Annotated in this window: 25 protein-coding genes; 22 read left to right on the forward strand and 3 right to left on the reverse strand. The window is 71.0% G+C overall.

What is annotated here, in order from left to right; all coding sequences use genetic code 11:
- The first annotated feature begins 94 nt into the window (after positions 1–94).
- From OE229_RS18060 to OE229_RS04385, 12 genes are all read left to right on the forward strand, one after another.
- Entirely contained in the window at positions 95–1,291 is a 1,197-nt protein-coding gene (locus tag OE229_RS18060; RefSeq protein WP_182066560.1) for a peptidoglycan DD-metalloendopeptidase family protein, read from the forward strand.
- 182 nt (positions 1,292–1,473) lie between these two features.
- Entirely contained in the window at positions 1,474–1,683 is a 210-nt protein-coding gene (locus tag OE229_RS04335; protein ID WP_262139901.1) for a ribonuclease PH, read from the forward strand.
- Positions 1,680–2,081, forward strand: a complete 402-nt coding sequence (locus OE229_RS04340; protein ID WP_262139903.1) for a hypothetical protein — start codon at positions 1,680–1,682, stop codon at positions 2,079–2,081. The genes OE229_RS04335 and OE229_RS04340 overlap by 4 nt, the downstream gene beginning before the upstream one ends.
- A gap of 110 nt (positions 2,082–2,191) precedes the next feature.
- Complete coding sequence (locus OE229_RS04345; RefSeq protein WP_262139905.1) at positions 2,192–3,289, forward strand: type I restriction endonuclease; 1,098 nt, start codon at positions 2,192–2,194, stop codon at positions 3,287–3,289.
- A gap of 122 nt (positions 3,290–3,411) precedes the next feature.
- A complete protein-coding gene (locus OE229_RS04350; protein WP_262139907.1) occupies positions 3,412–4,215 on the forward strand; it encodes a sulfite exporter TauE/SafE family protein in 804 nt (267 codons plus the stop codon).
- Positions 4,212–4,847: a DNA alkylation repair protein gene (locus OE229_RS04355; RefSeq protein ID WP_262139909.1), complete on the forward strand. Its 636-nt coding sequence runs from the start codon at positions 4,212–4,214 to the stop codon at positions 4,845–4,847. The genes OE229_RS04350 and OE229_RS04355 overlap by 4 nt, the downstream gene beginning before the upstream one ends.
- Positions 4,848–4,986: 139 nt before the next feature.
- Positions 4,987–6,180: a zinc-dependent alcohol dehydrogenase gene (locus OE229_RS04360; RefSeq protein WP_262139911.1), complete on the forward strand. Its 1,194-nt coding sequence runs from the start codon at positions 4,987–4,989 to the stop codon at positions 6,178–6,180.
- Complete coding sequence (locus OE229_RS04365; RefSeq protein WP_259578287.1) at positions 6,180–7,259, forward strand: NAD-dependent epimerase/dehydratase family protein; 1,080 nt, start codon at positions 6,180–6,182, stop codon at positions 7,257–7,259. Before OE229_RS04360 ends, OE229_RS04365 begins: the two co-directional genes overlap by 1 nt.
- Positions 7,260–7,463: 204 nt before the next feature.
- Positions 7,464–7,817, forward strand: coding sequence for an SHOCT domain-containing protein (locus tag OE229_RS04370; protein ID WP_209132839.1), 354 nt, complete (start codon positions 7,464–7,466; stop codon positions 7,815–7,817).
- Positions 7,814–8,071 (forward strand): hypothetical protein, encoded by a 258-nt coding sequence (locus OE229_RS04375; protein ID WP_209132840.1) that lies wholly within the window; start codon positions 7,814–7,816, stop codon positions 8,069–8,071. Before OE229_RS04370 ends, OE229_RS04375 begins: the two co-directional genes overlap by 4 nt.
- Positions 8,072–8,080: 9 nt before the next feature.
- Positions 8,081–8,491 carry a DUF6314 family protein gene (locus OE229_RS04380; protein ID WP_262139914.1) on the forward strand — a complete coding sequence of 137 codons (411 nt, stop codon included), beginning with the start codon at positions 8,081–8,083 and terminating at the stop codon, positions 8,489–8,491.
- A gap of 35 nt (positions 8,492–8,526) precedes the next feature.
- Entirely contained in the window at positions 8,527–9,192 is a 666-nt protein-coding gene (locus OE229_RS04385) for a pentapeptide repeat-containing protein (RefSeq protein WP_262139916.1), read from the forward strand.
- Positions 9,193–9,252: 60 nt separating this feature from the next.
- Here OE229_RS04385 and OE229_RS04390 read toward each other — a convergent pair whose 3' ends face one another.
- Positions 9,253–10,230: an NAD(P)/FAD-dependent oxidoreductase gene (locus OE229_RS04390; protein WP_262139917.1), complete on the reverse strand. Its 978-nt coding sequence runs from the start codon at positions 10,228–10,230 to the stop codon at positions 9,253–9,255.
- A gap of 58 nt (positions 10,231–10,288) precedes the next feature.
- Between OE229_RS04390 and OE229_RS04395 the strand changes: the two genes are divergently transcribed.
- Positions 10,289–10,906 (forward strand): helix-turn-helix domain-containing protein, encoded by a 618-nt coding sequence (locus OE229_RS04395; protein WP_262139918.1) that lies wholly within the window; start codon positions 10,289–10,291, stop codon positions 10,904–10,906.
- A 9-nt stretch (positions 10,907–10,915) separates the two neighbouring features.
- Here OE229_RS04395 and OE229_RS04400 read toward each other — a convergent pair whose 3' ends face one another.
- Positions 10,916–11,560, reverse strand: a complete 645-nt coding sequence (locus OE229_RS04400) for a hypothetical protein (RefSeq protein WP_262139920.1) — start codon at positions 11,558–11,560, stop codon at positions 10,916–10,918.
- Positions 11,561–11,671: 111 nt separating this feature from the next.
- Positions 11,672–12,421 (reverse strand): glycosyltransferase family 2 protein, encoded by a 750-nt coding sequence (locus tag OE229_RS04405; RefSeq protein WP_259578278.1) that lies wholly within the window; start codon positions 12,419–12,421, stop codon positions 11,672–11,674.
- A gap of 146 nt (positions 12,422–12,567) precedes the next feature.
- Between OE229_RS04405 and OE229_RS04410 the strand changes: the two genes are divergently transcribed.
- From OE229_RS04410 to OE229_RS04450, 9 genes are all read left to right on the forward strand, one after another.
- The gene (locus OE229_RS04410; protein ID WP_262139922.1) at positions 12,568–13,389 is read left to right on the forward strand and encodes a hypothetical protein; all 822 of its coding nucleotides are present in this window, start codon (positions 12,568–12,570) and stop codon (positions 13,387–13,389) included.
- A complete protein-coding gene (locus OE229_RS04415; protein WP_259578275.1) occupies positions 13,386–13,829 on the forward strand; it encodes a phage holin family protein in 444 nt (147 codons plus the stop codon). The genes OE229_RS04410 and OE229_RS04415 overlap by 4 nt, the downstream gene beginning before the upstream one ends.
- The gene (locus tag OE229_RS04420; RefSeq protein ID WP_259578274.1) at positions 13,826–14,398 is read left to right on the forward strand and encodes a DUF3618 domain-containing protein; all 573 of its coding nucleotides are present in this window, start codon (positions 13,826–13,828) and stop codon (positions 14,396–14,398) included. Before OE229_RS04415 ends, OE229_RS04420 begins: the two co-directional genes overlap by 4 nt.
- Positions 14,399–14,477: 79 nt before the next feature.
- On the forward strand, positions 14,478–14,903 hold the full coding sequence (locus OE229_RS04425) for a MarR family winged helix-turn-helix transcriptional regulator (RefSeq protein ID WP_262139924.1): 426 nt from the start codon (positions 14,478–14,480) through the stop codon (positions 14,901–14,903).
- A 58-nt stretch (positions 14,904–14,961) separates the two neighbouring features.
- Positions 14,962–15,603, forward strand: a complete 642-nt coding sequence (locus OE229_RS04430; protein ID WP_262139926.1) for an MBL fold metallo-hydrolase — start codon at positions 14,962–14,964, stop codon at positions 15,601–15,603.
- 54 nt (positions 15,604–15,657) lie between these two features.
- Positions 15,658–16,347, forward strand: coding sequence for an HAD family hydrolase (locus OE229_RS04435; protein ID WP_111039777.1), 690 nt, complete (start codon positions 15,658–15,660; stop codon positions 16,345–16,347).
- Between the two features lie 189 nt (positions 16,348–16,536).
- Entirely contained in the window at positions 16,537–17,019 is a 483-nt protein-coding gene (locus OE229_RS04440) for a GNAT family N-acetyltransferase (protein ID WP_262139928.1), read from the forward strand.
- 52 nt (positions 17,020–17,071) lie between these two features.
- The gene (locus OE229_RS04445; protein ID WP_262139930.1) at positions 17,072–17,692 is read left to right on the forward strand and encodes a TetR/AcrR family transcriptional regulator; all 621 of its coding nucleotides are present in this window, start codon (positions 17,072–17,074) and stop codon (positions 17,690–17,692) included.
- Positions 17,689–19,374, forward strand: coding sequence for an MDR family MFS transporter (locus tag OE229_RS04450; RefSeq protein ID WP_262139931.1), 1,686 nt, complete (start codon positions 17,689–17,691; stop codon positions 19,372–19,374). The genes OE229_RS04445 and OE229_RS04450 overlap by 4 nt, the downstream gene beginning before the upstream one ends.
- Positions 19,375–19,508 lie beyond the last annotated feature (134 nt).

A 19,508-nucleotide genomic window follows, 5' to 3' on the forward strand; every position in this document is an offset into this window, starting at 1 on the left:
CCCGCGCAGAAAAGCGAACATCGTTCGGCGACTCGTGCAGGGCGAGCGCCGAACGACCGAGCGCTCGCACGGTCGGTTCCAGGGCAGGGGATCCATGACCACCACTCCGTCGACCGTCGCACGTGCGCGCCGACTCCCACGCATCGCCGGCGCCGTGACGGCCCTGGCCCTGGCGGCGGGGGCGCTCGTGGCGACAGCCGAACCGGCAGCGGCCTCTGCGGTCTGGGTCGGGTCGGCCCCGGCCGGCACCAAGCTCCTACCAGGCGACCAGGTCACGTCGCCGAACGGCCAGTTCAAGCTCATCATGCAGGGCGACGGCAACCTGGTCGAGTACGGCATCGGCAACCGTGTGCTGTGGGCGTCGAACACCGCCGGCAACTCCGGCGCGATCGCCGTGGTCGGCAAGAACCGCGCCCTCGACATCACGAAGAACGGCAAGCGTGTGGCCCGCTGGGCCTCGGCCGGCACCGTGAACTCGACCGCGCTGAAGGTGCGCGCCGACGGCACGATGGCGCTGCTCGCCGGCAAGACCGTCGTCGTGAGCTGGAACGGCTACCAGGACCGGGTCCCGTCGGGGAACACCATCCTGGGTGGGACCGTCCTGCGCTCCGACACCTCGAACACGCGCATCCTCAACATGCGCACCGACGGCAACCTGGTGCAGAAGGTCAGCGGTCGCGTCGTCTGGCAGTCGCGCACCGGCGGACACCCGGGCGCCTGGGCCGAGCTGCAGGCCAAGGGCAACTTCGTCATCTGGACGCGTGACGCGTCGCGCAAGAAGGTCGCGCTCTGGAGCTCGCGCACCAGCACCGCCGGGTCGGGCAACCTGCTCGTCCAGGTCGACGGCAACGTCGTGCTCTACGGCGCGAAGGACACCCGGGTCTGGTCGAGCCGACCGGTCACCGGCCTGGCCTGGCCCGTCAACGGTACGAAGATCACCGGACGGTACGGCGACGACCGCGGCGCCGGGCACGTGCCGCGCTACCACCAGGGCACCGACGCCCCCGTGCCGGTGGGGACACCCGTGTACGGCTCCGGGACGGGGACGGTCACCAAGACCATCGCGAACGACGCCGCGTACGGCAACTACATCGTCGTGACGTACGGCATGACGGCGGTGCTGACGGCGCACCTCAGCAAGATCGAGGTGAAGCAGGGGCAGATCGTGAAGCTCGGCACCGAGATCGCGAAGTCCGGCAACACCGGGCAGTCGACGGGGCCGCACGTGCACGTCGAGACGCGGCGGAACGGCACCCTCGTCGACCCGCTGAAGAACATGCACTTCCGCTGACGCGGGGCGCGTCGCGCGCGTTCTCGTCCCAAGCATGGAGTGAGCAGAAGAGGTCGAGTGGCTCGAGGTCACTCGGCCTTTTCTGCTCACTCGATGAAGGGCCTCGCACGGTGTCAGGCCGACAGTATCCCGGCTTGTCTATGATGCTTGCCTTGATGGATCAAGGGCAGTAGACATAGGCTGTGAAACGCCAAGCCGTGCTCAAGCGCCTGAAGATCGCGGCACGTTCGGCCGGCCTCGAGTACCGCGAAGTGGAACTCACGAACCACACCGGCGTCGTCGTCGGATCGACCCGGAGCACCGTCGGACGGCACTCCGAGATCGCCGACGGCACCGCTCGGGCGTTCTTCAAGCAGTTCGAGCAGGAGCTCGGGAAGGGGTGGTGGCGATGACCTACACGTCACGTGCGCATCGCGAGGGCAACTGGTGGATCGTGCAGAACGATCAGTTCCCCGGCGCGATCTCGCAGGTCCGTCGGCTCGACCTCGCTACCGATGCCCAGCGCGAAGCGATCGCCTTCGTGGCACAGGTCGATCAGGGCGACGTCACCGTGGTCATCCGCGCTGAGCTCGAACCAGCCCTGGCGCGCTCGCTCGAAGAGGCCACCGCGCTGCGTGCCGAGGCCGAGGTGAAGGAAGCCCGCGCGCTCTCCCTCCGCAGGGCGATCGCGGTCTCGTTGAAGGACGACGGCCTCACCCTTCGGGACATCGCGGTCGTCCTCGGCGTCTCGTACCAGCGGGTGCACCAGCTCGTGCACGAGGGTGAACCGACGGCGCTCGCTGCGTCGTAGCCCACAATCTCTCCAGTGCCCAGCCGGTGGCCCCACGAACGGGGGCGGGACAATCGGTCGATCGCTGACGGGTCGTCAACTAGCGTTGCAGCGATCACAGGGGAGGAACAATGGAGTTCGAAGAGCGTCTCGCCGCGTTGGCGACGAAGGTGCAGAACCAGCGCGAGGCCATCCAGACCGAAGAAGCGACGAAGAACGCTTTCGTCATGCCGTTCATCTCAACGATCCTCGGGTACGACGTGTTCAACCCGCTGGAAGTCGTGCCCGAGTTCACGGCGGACGTGGGCGTGAAGCGCGGCGAGAAGGTCGACTACGCGATCATGCGCGACGGCGAGGTGCAGATCCTCATCGAGTGCAAGAAGTCGACTGAGCCGCTGAAGATCGAGCACGCGTCGCAGTTGTTCCGGTACTTCTCCGTCACGAACGCCCGCATCGCGGTACTCACGAACGGCGAGGTCTACAACTTCTACACAGACCTCGATGCGCCGAACAAGATGGACGACCGTCCCTTCCTGGTCCTTGATCTCGCCGACATCGACGAGACACTGCTTCCGGAGCTCAGCAAGCTGACGAAGGACGTCTTCGACTTGGACTCCGTCATCAGCGCCGCTGAGGAGCTGAAGTACGTCGGGTCGATCAAGCGAGCCATCGCTGCACAGTTCCGCGAGCCGGAAGAAGACTTCGTGCGCCTCTTCACGACTCGCGTCTACGACGGTCGCTTCACCCAGGAGGCCCGTACCCAGTTCACGACCCTGGTCGCGAAGGCATCGAAGCAGTTCCTGAACGAGCAGGTCAACGATCGGTTGAAGACGGCGCTCGGCGCCTCGTACAGCGCTCCGGTCGGCGCCGAAGCCCCGGCTGAGGCGATGACGAGCGCGGCGGTGGCTGAGGACGACCTCGATCGCGACACCGAGATCGAGACCACGCTCGAGGAACTCGAGGGCTACCAGATCGTCAAGGCCATCGCCTGCAGCGAGGTCAAGCCCGACCGCATCGCCCACCGCGACCAGAAGTCGTACTTCGCCGTCCTGCTCGACGACAACAACCGCAAGCCCATTGCGCGCCTGTGGTTCAACGGCAAGAAGCAGAAGTACCTCGGGCTGTTCGATGAGAACAAGGTGGAGACGAAGCACCCGATCGAGAACCTCGATGACATCTACCTTCACGCTGCAGCGATCCGGGAAACTACTCAGCGATTCGCAAGCTGACGTTCGCTTCGTGAGCAGAGATGGTCGGGTCGCCTTCGGACACCCGACCATCCGTGCTCACCAAGCGCGGGTGACCTCGCACCGTGCGAGAGCACGCCCGCGCCGCGGATAGCCTGGGCGGGATGAGGAAGCGCGGCGGAACGATGCTCGTGTTGGTGGCGATCGGGGTGCTGGCGGGCGTGCTGTCCGGGCTGTTCGGTGTCGGCGGTGGGGTCATCGTGGTGCCGGCGCTCATGGCCTTCGCGCGGATGGACCAGCGTCGGGCCTCGGCCACCTCGCTCGTCGCGATCGCGCCCGCGGCCGTCGTCGGCGCGGTCACCTACGCCGTGCAGGGCGAGGTGCACTGGCTCGCCGCCCTGACCCTGGCGGTCGGCAGCGTCATCGGCGCCCCGCTCGGTGCCCGGCTGCTCCGTGCCCTGCCGCTCCGCGTGCTGCCGTGGATCTTCGTCGGGTTCATCGCCGTCGTGCTGGTGTCGTTGTTCACGACGGTGCCGACCCGCGGCGGCGAGGTGCACTTCGGGGTCGTCGAGGCGATCGTCCTGCTGCTGCTCGGGCTGCTGTCGGGGGTGCTGTCCGGGCTCGTCGGGGTCGGCGGCGGGGTCGTCATCGTTCCGGGGCTCGAGGTCGTGCTCGGCGCCGGAGACCTGCTGGCGAAGGGCACGTCGCTCCTGACGATGGTGCCGACGTCGGTGTCCGGGACGGTCGCGAACCTGCGGCGCCGCGCGGTCGACCTGCGGGTGGGACTGACGGTCGGCATCACCGCCGCGGTCTGCTCGCCGGGTGGTGCCGTGCTGGCGCGCCTGGTCGACCCGCAGGTCGGTACGTGGCTGTTCGCGGCGTTCCTGGTGGTCGTCGCGGTCATCGTGCTCAGCCGCGGACGTCGGCGGGCACCACAGAACGACGCGAGCGAGGGGGAGGTCGCGTGACGGGCCTCCCGGCAGGGCGCGACGCGGAGGCCGTGCTGGCGGCGTTCGCCCGCACCACCGGCGACGTCGCCGCGGCCCGCAGGGTCGCGCGACAGTTCCACGACCTCGACGAGGGGGAACGCTCGGCGCTGCTCTGGAGCGAGGACGACGGCGCGAAGCTCGTCGCCGTCCTGCTGCTCGTGCAGGCGATGCGTGCGCACCCCGACCCGGAGCTCACCGACGAGTACCTGTCGGCGGCGAAGGCCGAGCGGTTCGAGGACCCGGTGCTCGTCGACCTGGCGGCCGAGGAACTCGTCGGCGCCCCCTTGCTGGGCGCTTCGACCGGCCCGCTGTTCGCGCTGGCGAAGTCCGACGTGGCGATGGTCCGGCGGATCGCGGTCGTGGCGACCCTGGCGTTCGCGAAGCAGGGCGACGCCGAGGTGCCGCTCGGGATCGCCGGCCGTCTGGTCCGGGAGCGCAGCGAGACGGTCCAGTCGGCGCTCGGGCTGGTCCTGCGCGAGACGGGGAAGCGGGCGTCCGAGGCGGCGCTCGTGGCGTTCCTCGAGCAGAGCGGCCGGTTCCTCAGCCCGGCGGCCCGCCGGACGGCGACCGAGCACCTCCCGCCGGGGGAGCGCGACCGGCTGCGGGGCTGATCGGGGTCCCCCGGCCCCGCGTGCCGACGCGCGAGGGGGACGCGGGGCTGGGAGCGTCCACGGGGCGGGCGCGTACCGAGGAGGCGAACGCGAGTCGTGCCTCCAGGCAGGCTCGAAGCGACCACGAGAGGAACGCAACGTGCGCGCACTGACCTACCAGGGCACCGAGAAGGTGTCCGTCGAGACCGTCCCCGACCCGACCATCCAGGAGCCGACCGACGCGATCGTGCGGATCACCTCCACGGCGATCTGCGGCTCCGACCTGCACCTGTACCGCGTGCTCGGCCCGTACATCGACCGCGGCAACGTCCTCGGCCACGAGCCGATGGGCATCGTGGAAGAGGTCGGATCCGGCGTCACGAACCTGAAGGTCGGCGACCGTGTCGTCATCCCCTTCAACATCTCCTGCGGCCACTGCTGGATGTGCCAGCACGGCCTGCAGTCGCAGTGCGAGACCACCCAGGTGACCGAGTACGGCACCGGTGCGTCGCTGTTCGGCTACACGAAGATGTACGGCCAGGTCCCCGGTGGCCAGGCAGAGTACCTGCGCGTGCCGCACGCCGACTACGGCCCCATCGTCGTGCCGGACGACGGCACCCCCGACGACCGCTGGCTGTTCCTGAGCGACATCCTGCCGACCGCGTGGCAGGCCGTGCAGTACGCCCAGGTGCCCGAAGGCGGCACGCTCGCCGTGCTCGGCCTCGGCCCGGTCGGCCAGTTCGCCGCCCGGATCGGCAAGCACCTCGGCTACCGCGTGCTCGCCGTCGACCCCGAGCAGGTCCGCCGTGACCTGGGGGCGAAGCACGGCGCCGAGGTGTTCGACCTGACGAAGGACATGGTGCCCGAGCTCGTCGACCTGACCGACGGCCGCGGCCCCGACGGGGTCGTCGACGCCGTCGGCATGGAGGCCCACGGCAACCCGATGGCGGGCTTCGCGCAGCGCGCCGCCGGCCTGCTGCCCGACAAGCTCGCGCAGAAGGCGATCGAGACCGCCGGCGTCGACCGACTGGCGGCCGTGCACGCGGCCATCGACCTGGTCCGTCGTGGCGGCACCGTCTCGCTGAGCGGTGTCTACGGCGGCATGGCCGACCCGATGCCGATGATGACGCTGTTCGACAAGCAGATCACCATCCGCGAGGGCCAGTGCAACGTGAAGCGCTGGATCGACGACATCATGCCGCTCGTCTCCGACCCGTCGGACCCGCTCGGCACGCTCGACCTGACCACCCACCGCGTGTCGCTCGAGGATGCCCCGCACATGTACGAGGTCTTCCAGAAGAAGCAGGACGACTGCGTCAAGGTCGTGCTCGACCCCGCGATGGCCGCAGCCTGATGCGCGTCGTCGTCGTCGGCGCGACCGGCAACGTGGGGACGGCGGTGCTCCGTCGGCTCGCGGCCGTGCGCGCCGACGGCGACGGTGACGCTGCCGACGGTGCCGCCGCCGCTGGCGCCGCCGCCGGTGTCCAGATAGTCGGCGTCGCGCGGCGGCTGCCGGACCTGCGCGCGGAACCGTACGCCGCTGCCGTCTGGCACGCCGTGGACGTCGGCGACGCGGACGCCGTCGACCAGCTCACGGCCGTGTTCCAGGGCGCCGACGCCGTCATCCACCTGGCGTGGGCGCTCCAGCCGACGCACGACATCCCCGCGCAGCACCGCACGAACGTGACGGGGACGGCGAACGTCCTGGCGGCCGTCGCGCGCGCCGAGGTGCCCCAGATCGTCGTCTCGTCGTCGGTGGGTGCCTACCGCGGGGTGGACGTCGCCGGCAAGCACACCCCGGTGGACGAGACCTGGCCCGCCGACGGCATCCCGACGGCGACCTACTCGATCCACAAAGCCGCCAACGAGGCGGCGATGGACGCGTTCGAGACCGCCCACCCCTCCGTGACCGTCACCCGGCTGCGCCCGGGGCTGATCTTCCAGCGGGAGGCCGCCGCCGAGATCCGTGGGCTGTTCCTCGGACACCTGGTGCCGATGTCGATCGTGCGGTGGATCCGCTGGCTCGTGCTGCCGCTGCCGTACCCGTTCGTGTTCCAGGCCGTGCACGCCGACGACGTCGCCGACGCCTTCTGGCGTGCGGTCGACCGACGGGCAGCTGGAGCGTTCAACATCGCCGCGTCACCGGTGCTCAACCCGCCGCGACTGGCCCGGGCCTTCGGCATGCTCGGTGCCGTGCGGATCCCGCTGCGCCTGCTGCGCGGGATCGTGACGGTGACGTGGCGGCTGCGGTTGCAGCCGACGGATGCCGGGTGGATCGACATCGCGGCGGGCGTGCCGATCATGCGGACCGACCGCGCCCGGTCGGTGCTCGGATGGGAGGCCCGACACACCTCCGAAGAAGCGTTGCGTGCACTCGTGGCCGGGTTCGCGGACGGTGCGAACGTTCCGGGGTCGAGGCCGCTGCGCGGCTGAGCGGGCTGGCCGGGGTTGCGGGGACGCTCTGGGTGTACCGGGTGCTCTCGGGCGTACCGGGTTGTTTCGGGCGGACCGGGTCGGAAGTTCTGACCAGTTACGCCCATTTGGACATTGCATCGCGGGCGTTCTGGGAAGGAACGCCCGCTCGTGTTCCCCGTCACGCGCTACGCTTCGCTCGTCGTTGTGAGAAGGGGGAGTGCGATGGTGCTCAGTTGGTCCGCGTTCAGTGAGCTCGAGGGTCCGGGGGAGTCGGGGATGCCCGACCTGTTCGACGGTTGGTTCGGCATCGCGTTCGGGGTCGTCGCGGCGTTGGCGATCCTCACGACCCTGACGATCGTCATCCTCGCGCTCTACCGGGGCAAGCGGATGGCCGACCGTGGTCAGAACCCGCTCACCATGCAGGAGGACATCGCGTACCAGGCGATGCAGAGCCGCACGTTCGCACCGGACAAGCCGCTCGAACAGCGCCTCGCCGAGCTCGACGACCTGCACGCGCGCGGCGTGATCTCCGACGAGGAGCACCGCAGCGCCCGAGCCGAGGCCCTGCGCGGATGATGATCGCCTCCGAAGAAGTGCGCAATCCCCTGATCCCGCCGGTCTACGACCTCGTCTGGACCCTGCTGATGGTGCTCATCGTCATCGCGGTCATCGTCGCCGTGTGCATCGCGGTCGTCCGCAGCAGGCGTCCCCACGGCGCCCGCCGGAGCTCGCCGGAGCAGCGGCTCCTCGAACTCGACGAGCTGCACGCCCGCGGCGTCATCACCGACGACGAGCGCCGAGCCGCGCGGGCAGAGGCCCTGCGCGGCTAGCCTGGGCGGGTGCTGCTACCGACGGACCTGCTCGGGGTGTGGGACCTCGACCGCACCGTGCACGACCACCGTGCCGGGGCCGCGGGGACCGTCACCGGGACCACCAAATTGACCCGGGTCGGTGACGACGAGGTGCGCTGGGACGAGTCCGGCGTGATGACGTTCGACGGCCGGACGACGCCCGTGTCCCGGACCCTCGTCCTGCGGCGGACGAGTACCGGCGGCTGGACCGTGCACTTCTCCGACGGTCGGGTCTTCCACGACTGGGTGTGGGGCACGAGCGTCGCCCACGCCTGCGCTCCGGACGACTACACGGGGGCCTTCGACGGCGACGAAGACCGTTGGACGGTGCGGTGGGAAGCGCGCGGTCCGGCGAAGGACTACCGGCTGGACAGTGTCCTCACCCGACCACGGTCGTGAGCCGCGGGGTCGGCGGTCACCGCCAGACTGGGGGCATGGCACGCTCCTCCGGCACCGACGCCCCGCGCATCACCCTGACCGAACCGACGAACCTCGAGGACTGGGCGCCAGCTCCCGGTGACGTCCTGACGGGGGACCGCATCGAGGGCAAGCGCATCGACGTCCTCGACCTGGCGGGCGAGCGACTGCCCGACCTGGAGATCGAGGAGTGCGTCATCGACACGTTCCGGGGCGACGACGCGGACTTCCGTGGGCTCCGGGTCCGTGACTCGATCATCGACTCGCTCGACGCCCCGATCCTGCGGGCGTCGAGTAGTTCGTGGCGCGAGGTCCGGGTCGCCGGCGGCCGGGTCGGCTCGGCGGAGCTGTACGACTCCGGGCTGAACGGCGTCGAGTTCGTCGGCATGAAGTTCGGGTTCGTGAACCTGCGCGGCTCGACGATCACCGACGTGGTGTTCCGCGACTGCGTCATCGACGAGCTCGACATCGCCGACGCGAAGCTGCTGCGGGTGTCGTTCGACGGCAGCAGCCTCCGCGCCGCCGAGGGGTCGAACACTCGCATCGACCACGTGGACCTGCGCGGAGCGGACCTCGATCGGGTCGAGCGGCTCGAGGGGTTCCGCGGGGCCACGATCGGCGCGGACCAGCTGTACACGCTCGCGCCGCTGCTGGCCGCGCAGGCCGGCTACCGCGTCGACTGACGCACGCCGGGTTTCGCGCTCACCGACACTGCACGCCCGGCCGGCCCCGCGAACTGTCGCTCAGCCCGAAACAGTACCGACCCCGTCCAGCGCCGCCGCTAGGTCCGCCTGCACCAGGTCGCCGTGCACCGCCGCGCCCGTCTGGGTACCGGCAGCCGCCGACGCGATGACCGTCGCCATCGGGGCCGTCACGTTGCCGGCAGCGTAGACCCCACGAGCGACGGTCTGCCCGGCGGCGTCCACGGTCAGCGCGGTCGCGAACCGGTGGTGGCCCATGAACTGGTCGGTCGCGGCGAGGCCCAGCCCGGACAGGAAGCCCACCCGCGCCTCGGGCCGGCTCGCCGTGGCCAGGGCATCGAGCTCGACGAACGAACCGTCGCCGAGTCGGACCCCGGTCAGCCGGTCGCCGTCGGAGACCACTTCGGCGACCGGGCCCTCGACGACCGAGATGCCGCGGGCGGCCAAACCAGCCAGCGCGGTGTCGTCCATCAGCGCCGGATCGGTCAGGAACGCGGTCACCCGATCACTCAGCGCCCGGAACATGAGCGCGTGGTGTGCGGCGTTCGGTGTCGTGACGAGGACCCCGATCCGCTGGTCGCGGATCTCCCACCCGTGGCAGAACGGGCAGTGCACGACCCCGCGCCCCCACTGTTCGGCCAGGCCCGGGACCTCGGGCAGGACGTCCACGGCGCCGGAGGCGACGACCAGTCTGCGGGCCGTGACGACCGCGCCCGAGTCCAGCGTGACCGAGAAGCCGACCGGGTCGTGACCGTCACCGGTCGTGGCGGACGTGGCCACGACCCTCCCGGCCGTGACCTGGACACCGTAGGCGGCGACCTCGTCGCGACCGATGCGGATCAGTTCGGCGGGTGCGACGCCCTCGTGGCCGAGGTAGTTGTGCGCGCCGGCAGCCGGGGCGTTGCGGGGCTCGCCGGAGTCGACGACGAGCACCGAGCGCCGCGAACGGCCGAGGATCAGGGCGGCGGAGAGGCCGGCGGCCGAGCCGCCGATGACGATGACGTCGAAGTGTTCAGACATGCGCTGATCATGCGGCGGATCACGATTCAACAGCAACGTAGTTTGCCGGTGTGGCAACATGACCGTCATGGGACACGGCAGCCAGGACGCGACCGCCCCGCGCACGACGGCCGACGTCGTCGACGGGGTCGGCCCCCGATTGCGCGCCCTGCGCGCCCACCGCGACGTCACACTCGCCGCGCTGTCCCAGCAGACGGGGGTGTCGGTGAGCACCCTGTCGCGACTCGAGTCGGGCCAGCGGAAGCCGACGTTGGAACTGCTGCTGCCCCTCGCCCGGGCGTACCAGGTGCCCCTCGACGACCTGGTCGGCGCACCGCAGACCGGCGACCCGCGCGTGCACATGAAGCCCGAGGTGCACGGTGGCCGCGTCGTCGTGCCGCTGACGAAGCGGACCGGCGGGGTGCGCTCCTTCAAGCAGCTGTTCCCGCCGAACACCCCGGGCGGCGAGCCGTCGCTCAAGACCCACGAGGGCTACGAGTGGCTCTACGTGCTGTCCGGACGGCTCCGGCTGGTGCTGGGGGAGCACGACCTCGACCTCGGTCCCGGTGAGGTCGCCGAGTTCGACACCCACACCCCGCACTGGATGGGCAACGTGACCGAGTCCGTCACCGAGGTGCTGTGCCTGTTCGGGCCGCAGGGTGAGCGGGCGCACGTGCGGTCTCGACCCGCCCGGTGACCCGCTGCGTCAGTCCGTGAAGACGTTCGCCACGACGTCGTCGAGCAGATCGGTCGTCTCGACGTTCGACTGCTGGACGTGGATGCCGATGTCGCCCCGCGTGAAGTACGTGTCGCCATCCGTGACCGGGTACTGCGAGTTCTTCGAGACCTTCTGGCACAGGGACCCGTCGGACCCGTCGCCGCAGTCGTAGCCCTTCGCGCTGAGCTGGTCGAGTGCGTCGCGGGCTGCGGCCGGGTCGACGGCGTCGACCGCGATGGACAGGTACGAGACGTCGGCCTGCGGTTCCGCCCACACGCAGTACAGGCGCCCGCCGTCGCCCTGCAGCGCCGGGGTGAACGCGCTCTTCGGAATCGCGATCGGGTCGCCGACGACCGAGGGGTCGTTGAGCGGTGCCGATGCGAACGCGTTGTCCCACTTGCCAGGGGTGATCAGGTCGGTGCAGCTGGCCGGGACGGTGACGGTGTCATCGCTCGGGGCCCCGGTGTCGGTGGGGCTCGGCGCGGTCGTGGTGTCGGTCGGGGTCGGTGCCGTCGTCGGGTCGGCTGCGGTGGTCGCGGTGGCGCTGGCCGGTCCGGCCGGTCCGGCCTGCGCGCAGCCGGTCAGCGCGAGGCCCGCAGCCAGCAGGGCAGTGAGCGTGATCGTGTGGCGCATGGTTCCCCTTCATCCGGTCGCGTCAGGTCGTGACCGTCACTCACGAACGTACCGACCGGGGGTCGCGGTGGCAGCGACCGTCACCGATTCGTTGTCCCCCGACCCGGCCGGTCAGCGGCTGCGCCACCACCGCCGTGACCGCGACCGCAGCCGTCGTGCCCACCGGCGCACCGGGTTCGCCCGCCGGCCGTTCACACGGAACGTGTGGAAGGCGCGTCGCGTCCGCACCCAGACGGACGGGAGGCCCGACAACGGTCGCGCGGACACCTGCACCGCGAGCACGGGGTCGGCCACCACCCGCCACGCCGGGTCGAGCTGCATGCTCAGGTCGACGTCGTCGTGCACCTCGGCGTCGTCACGGTGCGCTCGCCCGCCGACCGCGGCCCAGGTCGACCGGCGCATCGCCATCGCGGACCCGAACAACGGCGGGTGCCCGAGCGCGCTCCACATCAGGACGAAGTACGGGCCCATGTACACGGCGTCCCACAGTCGTCGCACCACGGGGCCACCGCCCCGGGGTCGGCCCGGACCGGTGACCGCGACGACCTCGGGGTCTGCCAACAACCGGACCGCGTCGGCGATCCAGGACGGCGGTGGGACGGAGTCGGCGTCGAGCCGCACGACGACGTCGCCGGACGCACGGTCGTAGCCGCGCGCCGAGGCTCTGGCGATCCCGCGCACCGGCTCCGTGAGCACGACCGCCCCGGCGTCCCGGGCGATCGACGCGCTGTCGTCGGAGCTGCCGTTGTCGACCACGACGACCTCGTCGGCCGGCCGGGTCTGGGCCGCGAGGGCGGCGAGGCACCGCCGCAGGTGCACGGCATCGTCCCGCACGGGGATCACGACCGAGACACGGGGCATCCGTCGATCCAACCGGCTGTCGCCTGTGCGGATTGCCGGACCGCGTTTCCCGGCATTCCTGTGTTCTGGCTCAGAGCGAAGCGCGCACGTTCGGTGGCGACACACCCCGGTGCACGCCGGGGGTGACGACTACCGGAAGGCCGACCATGACCACGAACCCACCCGGGAACGACTCCGGGACGCCCATCCACGACCGCACCGCAGCCTCCGAGGGCCAGGAGGTCGCCCCCGGCGTGACCGTGCCGTCGTACGCCAGCGGTACCCCCGCCGCGCGACCCGCAGATCCCGGTGCGCCGCAGACCTACGACCCGTACGGCGACAGCGCCGCCGAGGTGCCGTTCGACGCACCCCTCGACGCCGTCCCGGCCGACGAGCAGCTCCCCGCCGTCCCGTCCGCCGCATCCGCCGGCAGCACCGGCAACGCCAGCGGCTCGGGCAGTGACTCGGGCAGCGGCTCGGGCAAGGCCGACGCGGCGAAGGGTGCCGCGCAGGACGTCGCCGGCGACGCCAAGGAGAAGGCCGCGAACGTCGCGGACACCGCCAAGGAGCAGGCATCGAAGGTCGCCTCCGAGGCGACCGACCACGCCAAGCAGCTCTACGGCCAGGCGTCCGAGAACCTCAAGCAGCAGGCCGGCGAGCAGCAGCAGCGCGCTGCCGGCGGACTCCGCTCCCTCGGCGAGCAGCTCGGTCGCATGGCCGAGAACGACGACGAGCAGGGCGTCGCCTCGAAGGTCGTCCGCGACTTGTCGGGCCGCGCGACCTCGGCCGCCGGGTTCCTCGAGAACCGCGACCCGGGCTCCCTGCTCGACGAGGTGAAGACCTTCGCCGCGAAGCGCCCCGGCACCTTCATCGCGATCGCCGCGGGCGCGGGCCTGCTGGCCGGACGCCTGACCAAGGCGCTCGCGACCGAGGTCAAGCACGAGAAGGAGGCCGGCGACGGCACCACCGGATCGGGGAGTGGCGTATGAGCCAGTCCTTCCCCGGCGCGGCACCCCTGGGCGAACCGACGCCCGAGGAGCGCGCTGCGACCACACCGCTCGGTGAGCTGCTGTCCGACGTGTCGCGTGACCTCTCCAGCCTGTTCCGGCAGGAGGTCGCCCTCGCGAAGGCCGAGCTGACCGACTCCGCGAAGAAGGCCGGCAAGGCGGGCGGGATGTTCGGGGGCGCCGGTCTCACCGCCGTGTTCGCCCTGCTGTTCCTGTCGATCGCCGCGTGGTGGGGCCTCGGTTACCTGATCGGCAACGCCTGGTCCGCCCTGATCATCGCGGTCGTCTACGCGATCGTCGCCGCGATCCTGGCCGTCCGCGGGCGCAAGGAGATCAAGGAGATCAAGGGCGCCCCGCAGACGGTCGAGACCGCCAAGGAAGTCCCCGAGACACTCAAGCCCAACACCGGGAGGAAGCCATGAGCACCCCAGACGAGATCCGCGCCGACATCGAGCGCACCCGCGGCGAACTCGGCTCCGACGTCGACGCCCTCGCCGACAAGGTCAGCCCGTCGTCCATCGCCCACCGCCAGAGCGAGAAGGTGAAGGGCCGGTTCCAGGACGTCCGTGAGTCCGTGATGGGCGCGGCCCAGTCGGCTCGCTCGAGCGCGTCCGGTTCCGCCTCGGGCGCGACCGGCCAGGCGAAGGACGTCGCGCAGAAGGGCGTCGAGAAGGCGAAGGGCAACCCCCTGGCCGTGGGCCTCATCGCGTTCGGTGCCGGTTGGCTCGTGTCGTCGCTCCTGCCCACCACGGACAAGGAAGAAGAACTCGCCGGTGAGCTGAAGGAGAAGGCTGCACCGCTCGTCGACGAGGTCAAGGAGCAGGCGAAGGACGTCGGCTCGCAGCTCGGCGACGTGGCGAAGGAGCACGCGCAGGACCTCAAGGGGACCGCGCAGGACGCCGCGCAGACGGTCAAGGACGAGGCGCAGGGGGCCGCGTCCGACGTCAAGGACAACGCGCAGGGCGCGGCGGACGACGTCCGCAGCAGCTGAGCGGAACCCGATGACGGACTGGAGGCCCGTGGCGACATCGCCACGGGCCTCCAGTCCGTCACGCGGTAGCGTTCCGGTCATGGATCCGATCGACGAGCTCGCAGCGGAGCTCCGACAGTCCATCGGCCGGGTCGTGCGTGCCGCACGACGCGAGGCGGACGCGCTGCCGGCCACGCACACCACCACCCTCGGGTTCCTGCACCGCGAGGGCCCCATGACGATCGCGGAACTCGCGCGACGGCGGGGCGTGAAGCACCAGGGGCAGTCCCGCACGGTCGGCGAACTGGCCGAGCTCGGCTACGTCGACCGGGCGGCGTCGGACACCGACCGCCGAGCGTCGGTCATCCGGATCACGGACGCCGGCCGGGCCGCGATGCAGCGGGACATGGACGCCCGCACGGACTGGCTGGCCGACGCGATCCGCGAGGAGACCGACGCCGAGGAGCGCGCCCTGCTGCGTCGCCTGCCCGAGCTGTTCGAGCGGGTCGCGCGTCGCGCTGACTGAGCGACCCCTCACCTTTCCGGCGGCCGCATAAGTACAACACTGCTGTACAGTTGTGCGCATGGAGCTGACGAAGTACAACCACGCCACCGTCGTCCTCGAGCAGGACGGCGTCACCCTCGTCATCGACCCCGGGGTGTTCACGCCCGAGGCCGTCGACCTCGTCCGCGGAGCCGCGGGCGTCCTCGTCACGCACGACCACCCCGACCACTTCGACATCGACGCCCTGCGCGCGGGACTCGCCGCGAACCCGGACCTCGTCGTCCGCGGTCCGGAGACCGTCGTCGAGCAGCTCGGCGAACACCACGGCCGGGTCGCAGCGGTGCAGGCCGGCGACACGATCACCGTCGGACCGTTCTCCGTCCGGGTCTTCGGCGAGCAGCACGCGGTCATCCACCCCGACATCCCCTCCACGGCGAACGTCGGCTACCTGGTGGACGACGCCGTGTTCCACCCGGGCGACGCGTACCTCGAGCCCGGCGTCCCGGTGCCGACCCTGCTCCTGCCGACGAGCGGGCCGTGGACGAACACCGCCCAGGCCGTCGACTACGTGCGAGCCGTGGCACCGGAGCGGGCCGTGCAGATCCACGAGGCGATGCTGAGTGAGCTCGGCCAGCAGTCCGCCGCGCGCTTCCTCGGCCCGGACGGTCTCGGGCCGGTGCCCGTCCTGATCCTGCCGGCGGGGGAGACGATCACCGTCTGACGGACGCGGGACGCCCCTGGGAGGCGATCCGGGCCTCCCGAGCAGCATGGACGGATGGCCGACGCACCCACCACAGCAGTCCTCTTCGACATCGACGGCACCCTCGCCGACTCGAACTACGCGCACATCGACGCATGGTGGCGGGCGTTCCTGGCGGCGGGGGAGTCCGTCGACGCCTGGCGGATCCACCGCGCGATCGGGATGGACTCGGCGAAGCTGCTCGAGACGCTGTTGCCGGACGCGTCCCAGGAGACCCGCGACACCGCGAAGCAGTTCCACACCGCCTACTACGCCGAGCAGATGCCACGGCTCCGGCTGTTGCCGGGCGCGCGCGAACTCCTGCAGGCCGTCGCCGAGGCCGGGCACGCCGTGGTCCTGGCGACCAGTGCGCCCGAGCACGAACTCGCCCGCCTGCGCGACCTGCTCGACGCGGGTGAGTGGGTCACCGCCGAGACCAGCTCCGAGGACGTCGAGCAGGCGAAGCCGGACCCCGGCATCATCCGGGTCGCGCTCGACAAGGCCGGGGTCTCCGCCGACGACGCCGTGATGGTCGGGGACGCCATGTGGGACGTCGAGTCCGCCGGCAAGGTGGGCGTGCCGTGCGTGGGCGTGATGACCGGCGGCATCGGCGGTGACGAGCTCCGCGGTGCCGGGGCGGCCGAGGTGTACGACGATGCGGCGGCCGTGCTCGCGGCGTTCCGAGCCGGCGAGGGCCCGATCGCGGCACTCGGGCAGCGCGCCTGACGGGCGGCGCCGGTCGCGCCTGACGGGCGGTGCCGGTCGCGCCTGACGGGCGGTGCCGGTCGCGCCTGACGGGCGGTGCCGGTCGCGCCTAACGGGCGGTGCCGGTCGCGCCCGACAGGCGGTGCCGGTCGCGCCCGACGGGCGCCTCGGTTTCCGCGTCGTCGGTCGCCCGTGCCAGGATCGACGTTCGTGATCACGATCGAACGCGTGTCCTGGGACGACCCCCGCAGCGTGGTGCTCCGCGCCCGCATGGACGACGAGATGCACGAACGCTACGGGTCGGCGAACGCCGGCGAGGACCCGGCGGTCACCGCCGAGCGGGGTCGTGCGCTGAGCGTCGACCCGTCGACCGTCGTCACGTCGGTCCTGGCCCTGGACGAGTCCGGTGAGCCGGTCGGGCACATCGCCGTCCGGCGTCTGGGTGACGAGGTCGAACTGAAGCGGCTCATCGTGCTGGCCTCGGCACGCGGCAAGGGCGCGGCCACCGCGCTGCTCGACGAGTGCGAGCGCGTCGGCCGTGAACTCGGTGCCCCGCGGCTCATCCTGCAGACCGGCGACAAGCAGCCCGACGCCGTGGCGCTCTACCGCAAGACCGGCTGGGACCAGATCGCGGTCTACGAGCCCTACGCGGCAACCATGCCATGGTCGTTCTGCTTCGAGAAGGCCCTGTAGCCCGACCCCGTCCCGTATTGCACTTTCGGCGGGAGAGTGCAATTCTTGCTCGGTGAGCACCACCGAACGCACCCGCGCGCTGCGCCGACGCATGATCGTCGAGGCACGTCGGGCGACGGTCGAACACGGGCTGCACGGCTTCACGATCGAGCAGCTCTGCGAGACCGTCGGGGTGTCGCGCCGCACGTTCTTCAACCACTTCGGGTCGAAGGACGACGCCGTGCTCGGCATCGAGCTCAACGCCGACGTCGAGGCGATCGACGCCTACGCCGCCGGCGGGATCGTCCCCGGCGACCTCGACCCGCTCGACTCGATCGTCGCGCTCGCGGTCGATCAGCTGCGACGCGTCGGCATCGACCGCGCGGACGAGGTCCTCGTCCGCGGCGTCTTCGAGCGGGAGCCCGCGCTCGTCGCGCGGTTCCTGTCCGCCACCGACGCGCAGCTCGGCCGCATCACCGCGGCGGTCCGCACCCGGTTCGGCTGGGACGACCCGGCCGACCGTCGCGCGCGCCTGGTGACCGAGGCGGCCGCGGCGCTCGCGAAGGTGACGGCGGAGACGTACTTCGACGACGCCTTCGACGAGACCACCGGGCCGACGTTCGACGCCCTGCTCACCGAGAACCTCCGCCTGCTCAGGGCGGTCACCACGACCGAACGGGAACACACCACATGAGCGCCACCGCGCCGGGCACCACCAAGCGTGCCCGCCCAGGCTCCGACGGCCCGCTGCTCCTCACGCAGCGTCGCATCTGGATCATCTTCTCCGCCCTGATCGCGGGGATGCTGCTCTCCAGCCTCGACCAGACCATCGTCTCCACCGCGATGCCCACCATCGTCGGCGAGCTCGGCGGCGTCGCCCACCAGGCCTGGCTGACCACCGGGTACCTGCTCGCCTCCACCATCGTGATGCCCGTCTACGGCAAGTTCGGCGACGTCCTCGGGCGCCGCAACCTGTTCCTCATCGCGATCGCGCTGTTCACCATCGCGTCGGCCGGTTGCGCGTTCGCCACGGACTTCACGCAGCTCGTGGCGTTCCGCGCCATGCAGGGGCTCGGCGGCGGCGGGCTGATGATCCTGTCGCAGGCGATCATCGCGGACATCGTGCCGGCCTCGCAGCGCGGCAAGTACCTCGGCCCGCTCGGTGCGATCTTCGGCCTGTCCGCCATCGGTGGCCCGCTGCTCGGTGGGTTCTTCGTGGACCACCTCACCTGGAACTGGGCGTTCTACATCAACATCCCGGTCGGCATCGCGGCGTTCTTCGTGGCGTGGTTCGCGCTGACCCTGCCGAACAAGAAGGCGACGAAGCGGATCGACGTCCTCGGCGTGCTGTTCATGTCCGCCGCGACCACGTGCCTGGTGTTCTTCTCGGAGTTCGGCGGCAGCAAGGACCACGGCTGGGATGCCCCCGAGACCTGGGCCTGGTTCGCCGGTCTCGTCGTCTCGGCAGCGCTCCTGGTGTTCGTCGAGTCCCGTGCCCAGGACCCGGTGCTCCCGCTGTCGTTCTTCCGCAACCGCACCTTCCTGCTGGCCACCGGCATCGGCCTCGTGCTCGGCATCGGCATGTTCGCCGCGATCGGCTTCGTCCCGACGTTCCTGCAGATGGCCTCGGGTACCTCGGCCGCCGTCTCCGGTCTGCTGATGCTGCCGATGATGGCCGGCCTGATCGGCACCTCGATCGCTTCGGGTGTCCTGATCACCAAGACCGGGCGCTACCGGATGTTCCCGATCGTCGGCACCGTCCTGGTGGCCATCGCGATGCTCGCGATGACCCAGCTGGCGGCGGACACCCCGATCTGGCTCATCTGCGCGTACCTGTTCGTCTTCGGTGCGGGGCTCGGCCTGATCATGCAGGTGGTCGTCCTCGTCGCGCAGAACGCCGTCCCCGCCGAGCAGGTCGGCACCGCGACCTCGACGAACAACTACTTCCGCGAGGTCGGCGCCTCCCTCGGCACCGCCGTCTTCGGCGCGCTCTTCACCGCGCGGCTCACCACGTCGCTGACCGACGTGTTCCGCGGTGCCGGTGGTTCGGCGACCGATGCGGCGTCGTCGGCGGGCAGCATCGACCCCGCGACGGTTGCGAAGCTGCCCGAGGCGGTGCAGGACGGCATCGTGAACGCGTACGCCGACTCGCTCGCACCGGTGTTCTGGTACCTGCTGCCGTTCATCGCGGTGGCGTTCCTGCTCGCCCTGTTCCTGCCGCAGATCACGCTGTCCGACACGGCCGGCATGGTCGCCCGTGGCGAGGCCGTCGGCGGCGACGAGGCCGACGAGCTCGAGCGCGCGCAGCGTGCTGCGCGTGCGGAGCACGCGGCGGCTCCGGAGGGTTCCGCACCGGGGCGGGACACCGACCGGTAGACCGACCGACCGACGGACGGGAGGCGCGGTGCCGGCTGGCACCGGGCCTCCCGTCCGTCGTCCGGTCACGACCACCGCGCGCCGCGGCCGGACTCTCGCGCTGGGCGACACCTCGCGCGTTCCAGCGCGCGTGA

The organism is Curtobacterium poinsettiae, from assembly GCF_025677645.1.
GTDB classification, from domain to species: Bacteria; Actinomycetota; Actinomycetes; order Actinomycetales; family Microbacteriaceae; genus Curtobacterium; species Curtobacterium poinsettiae_A.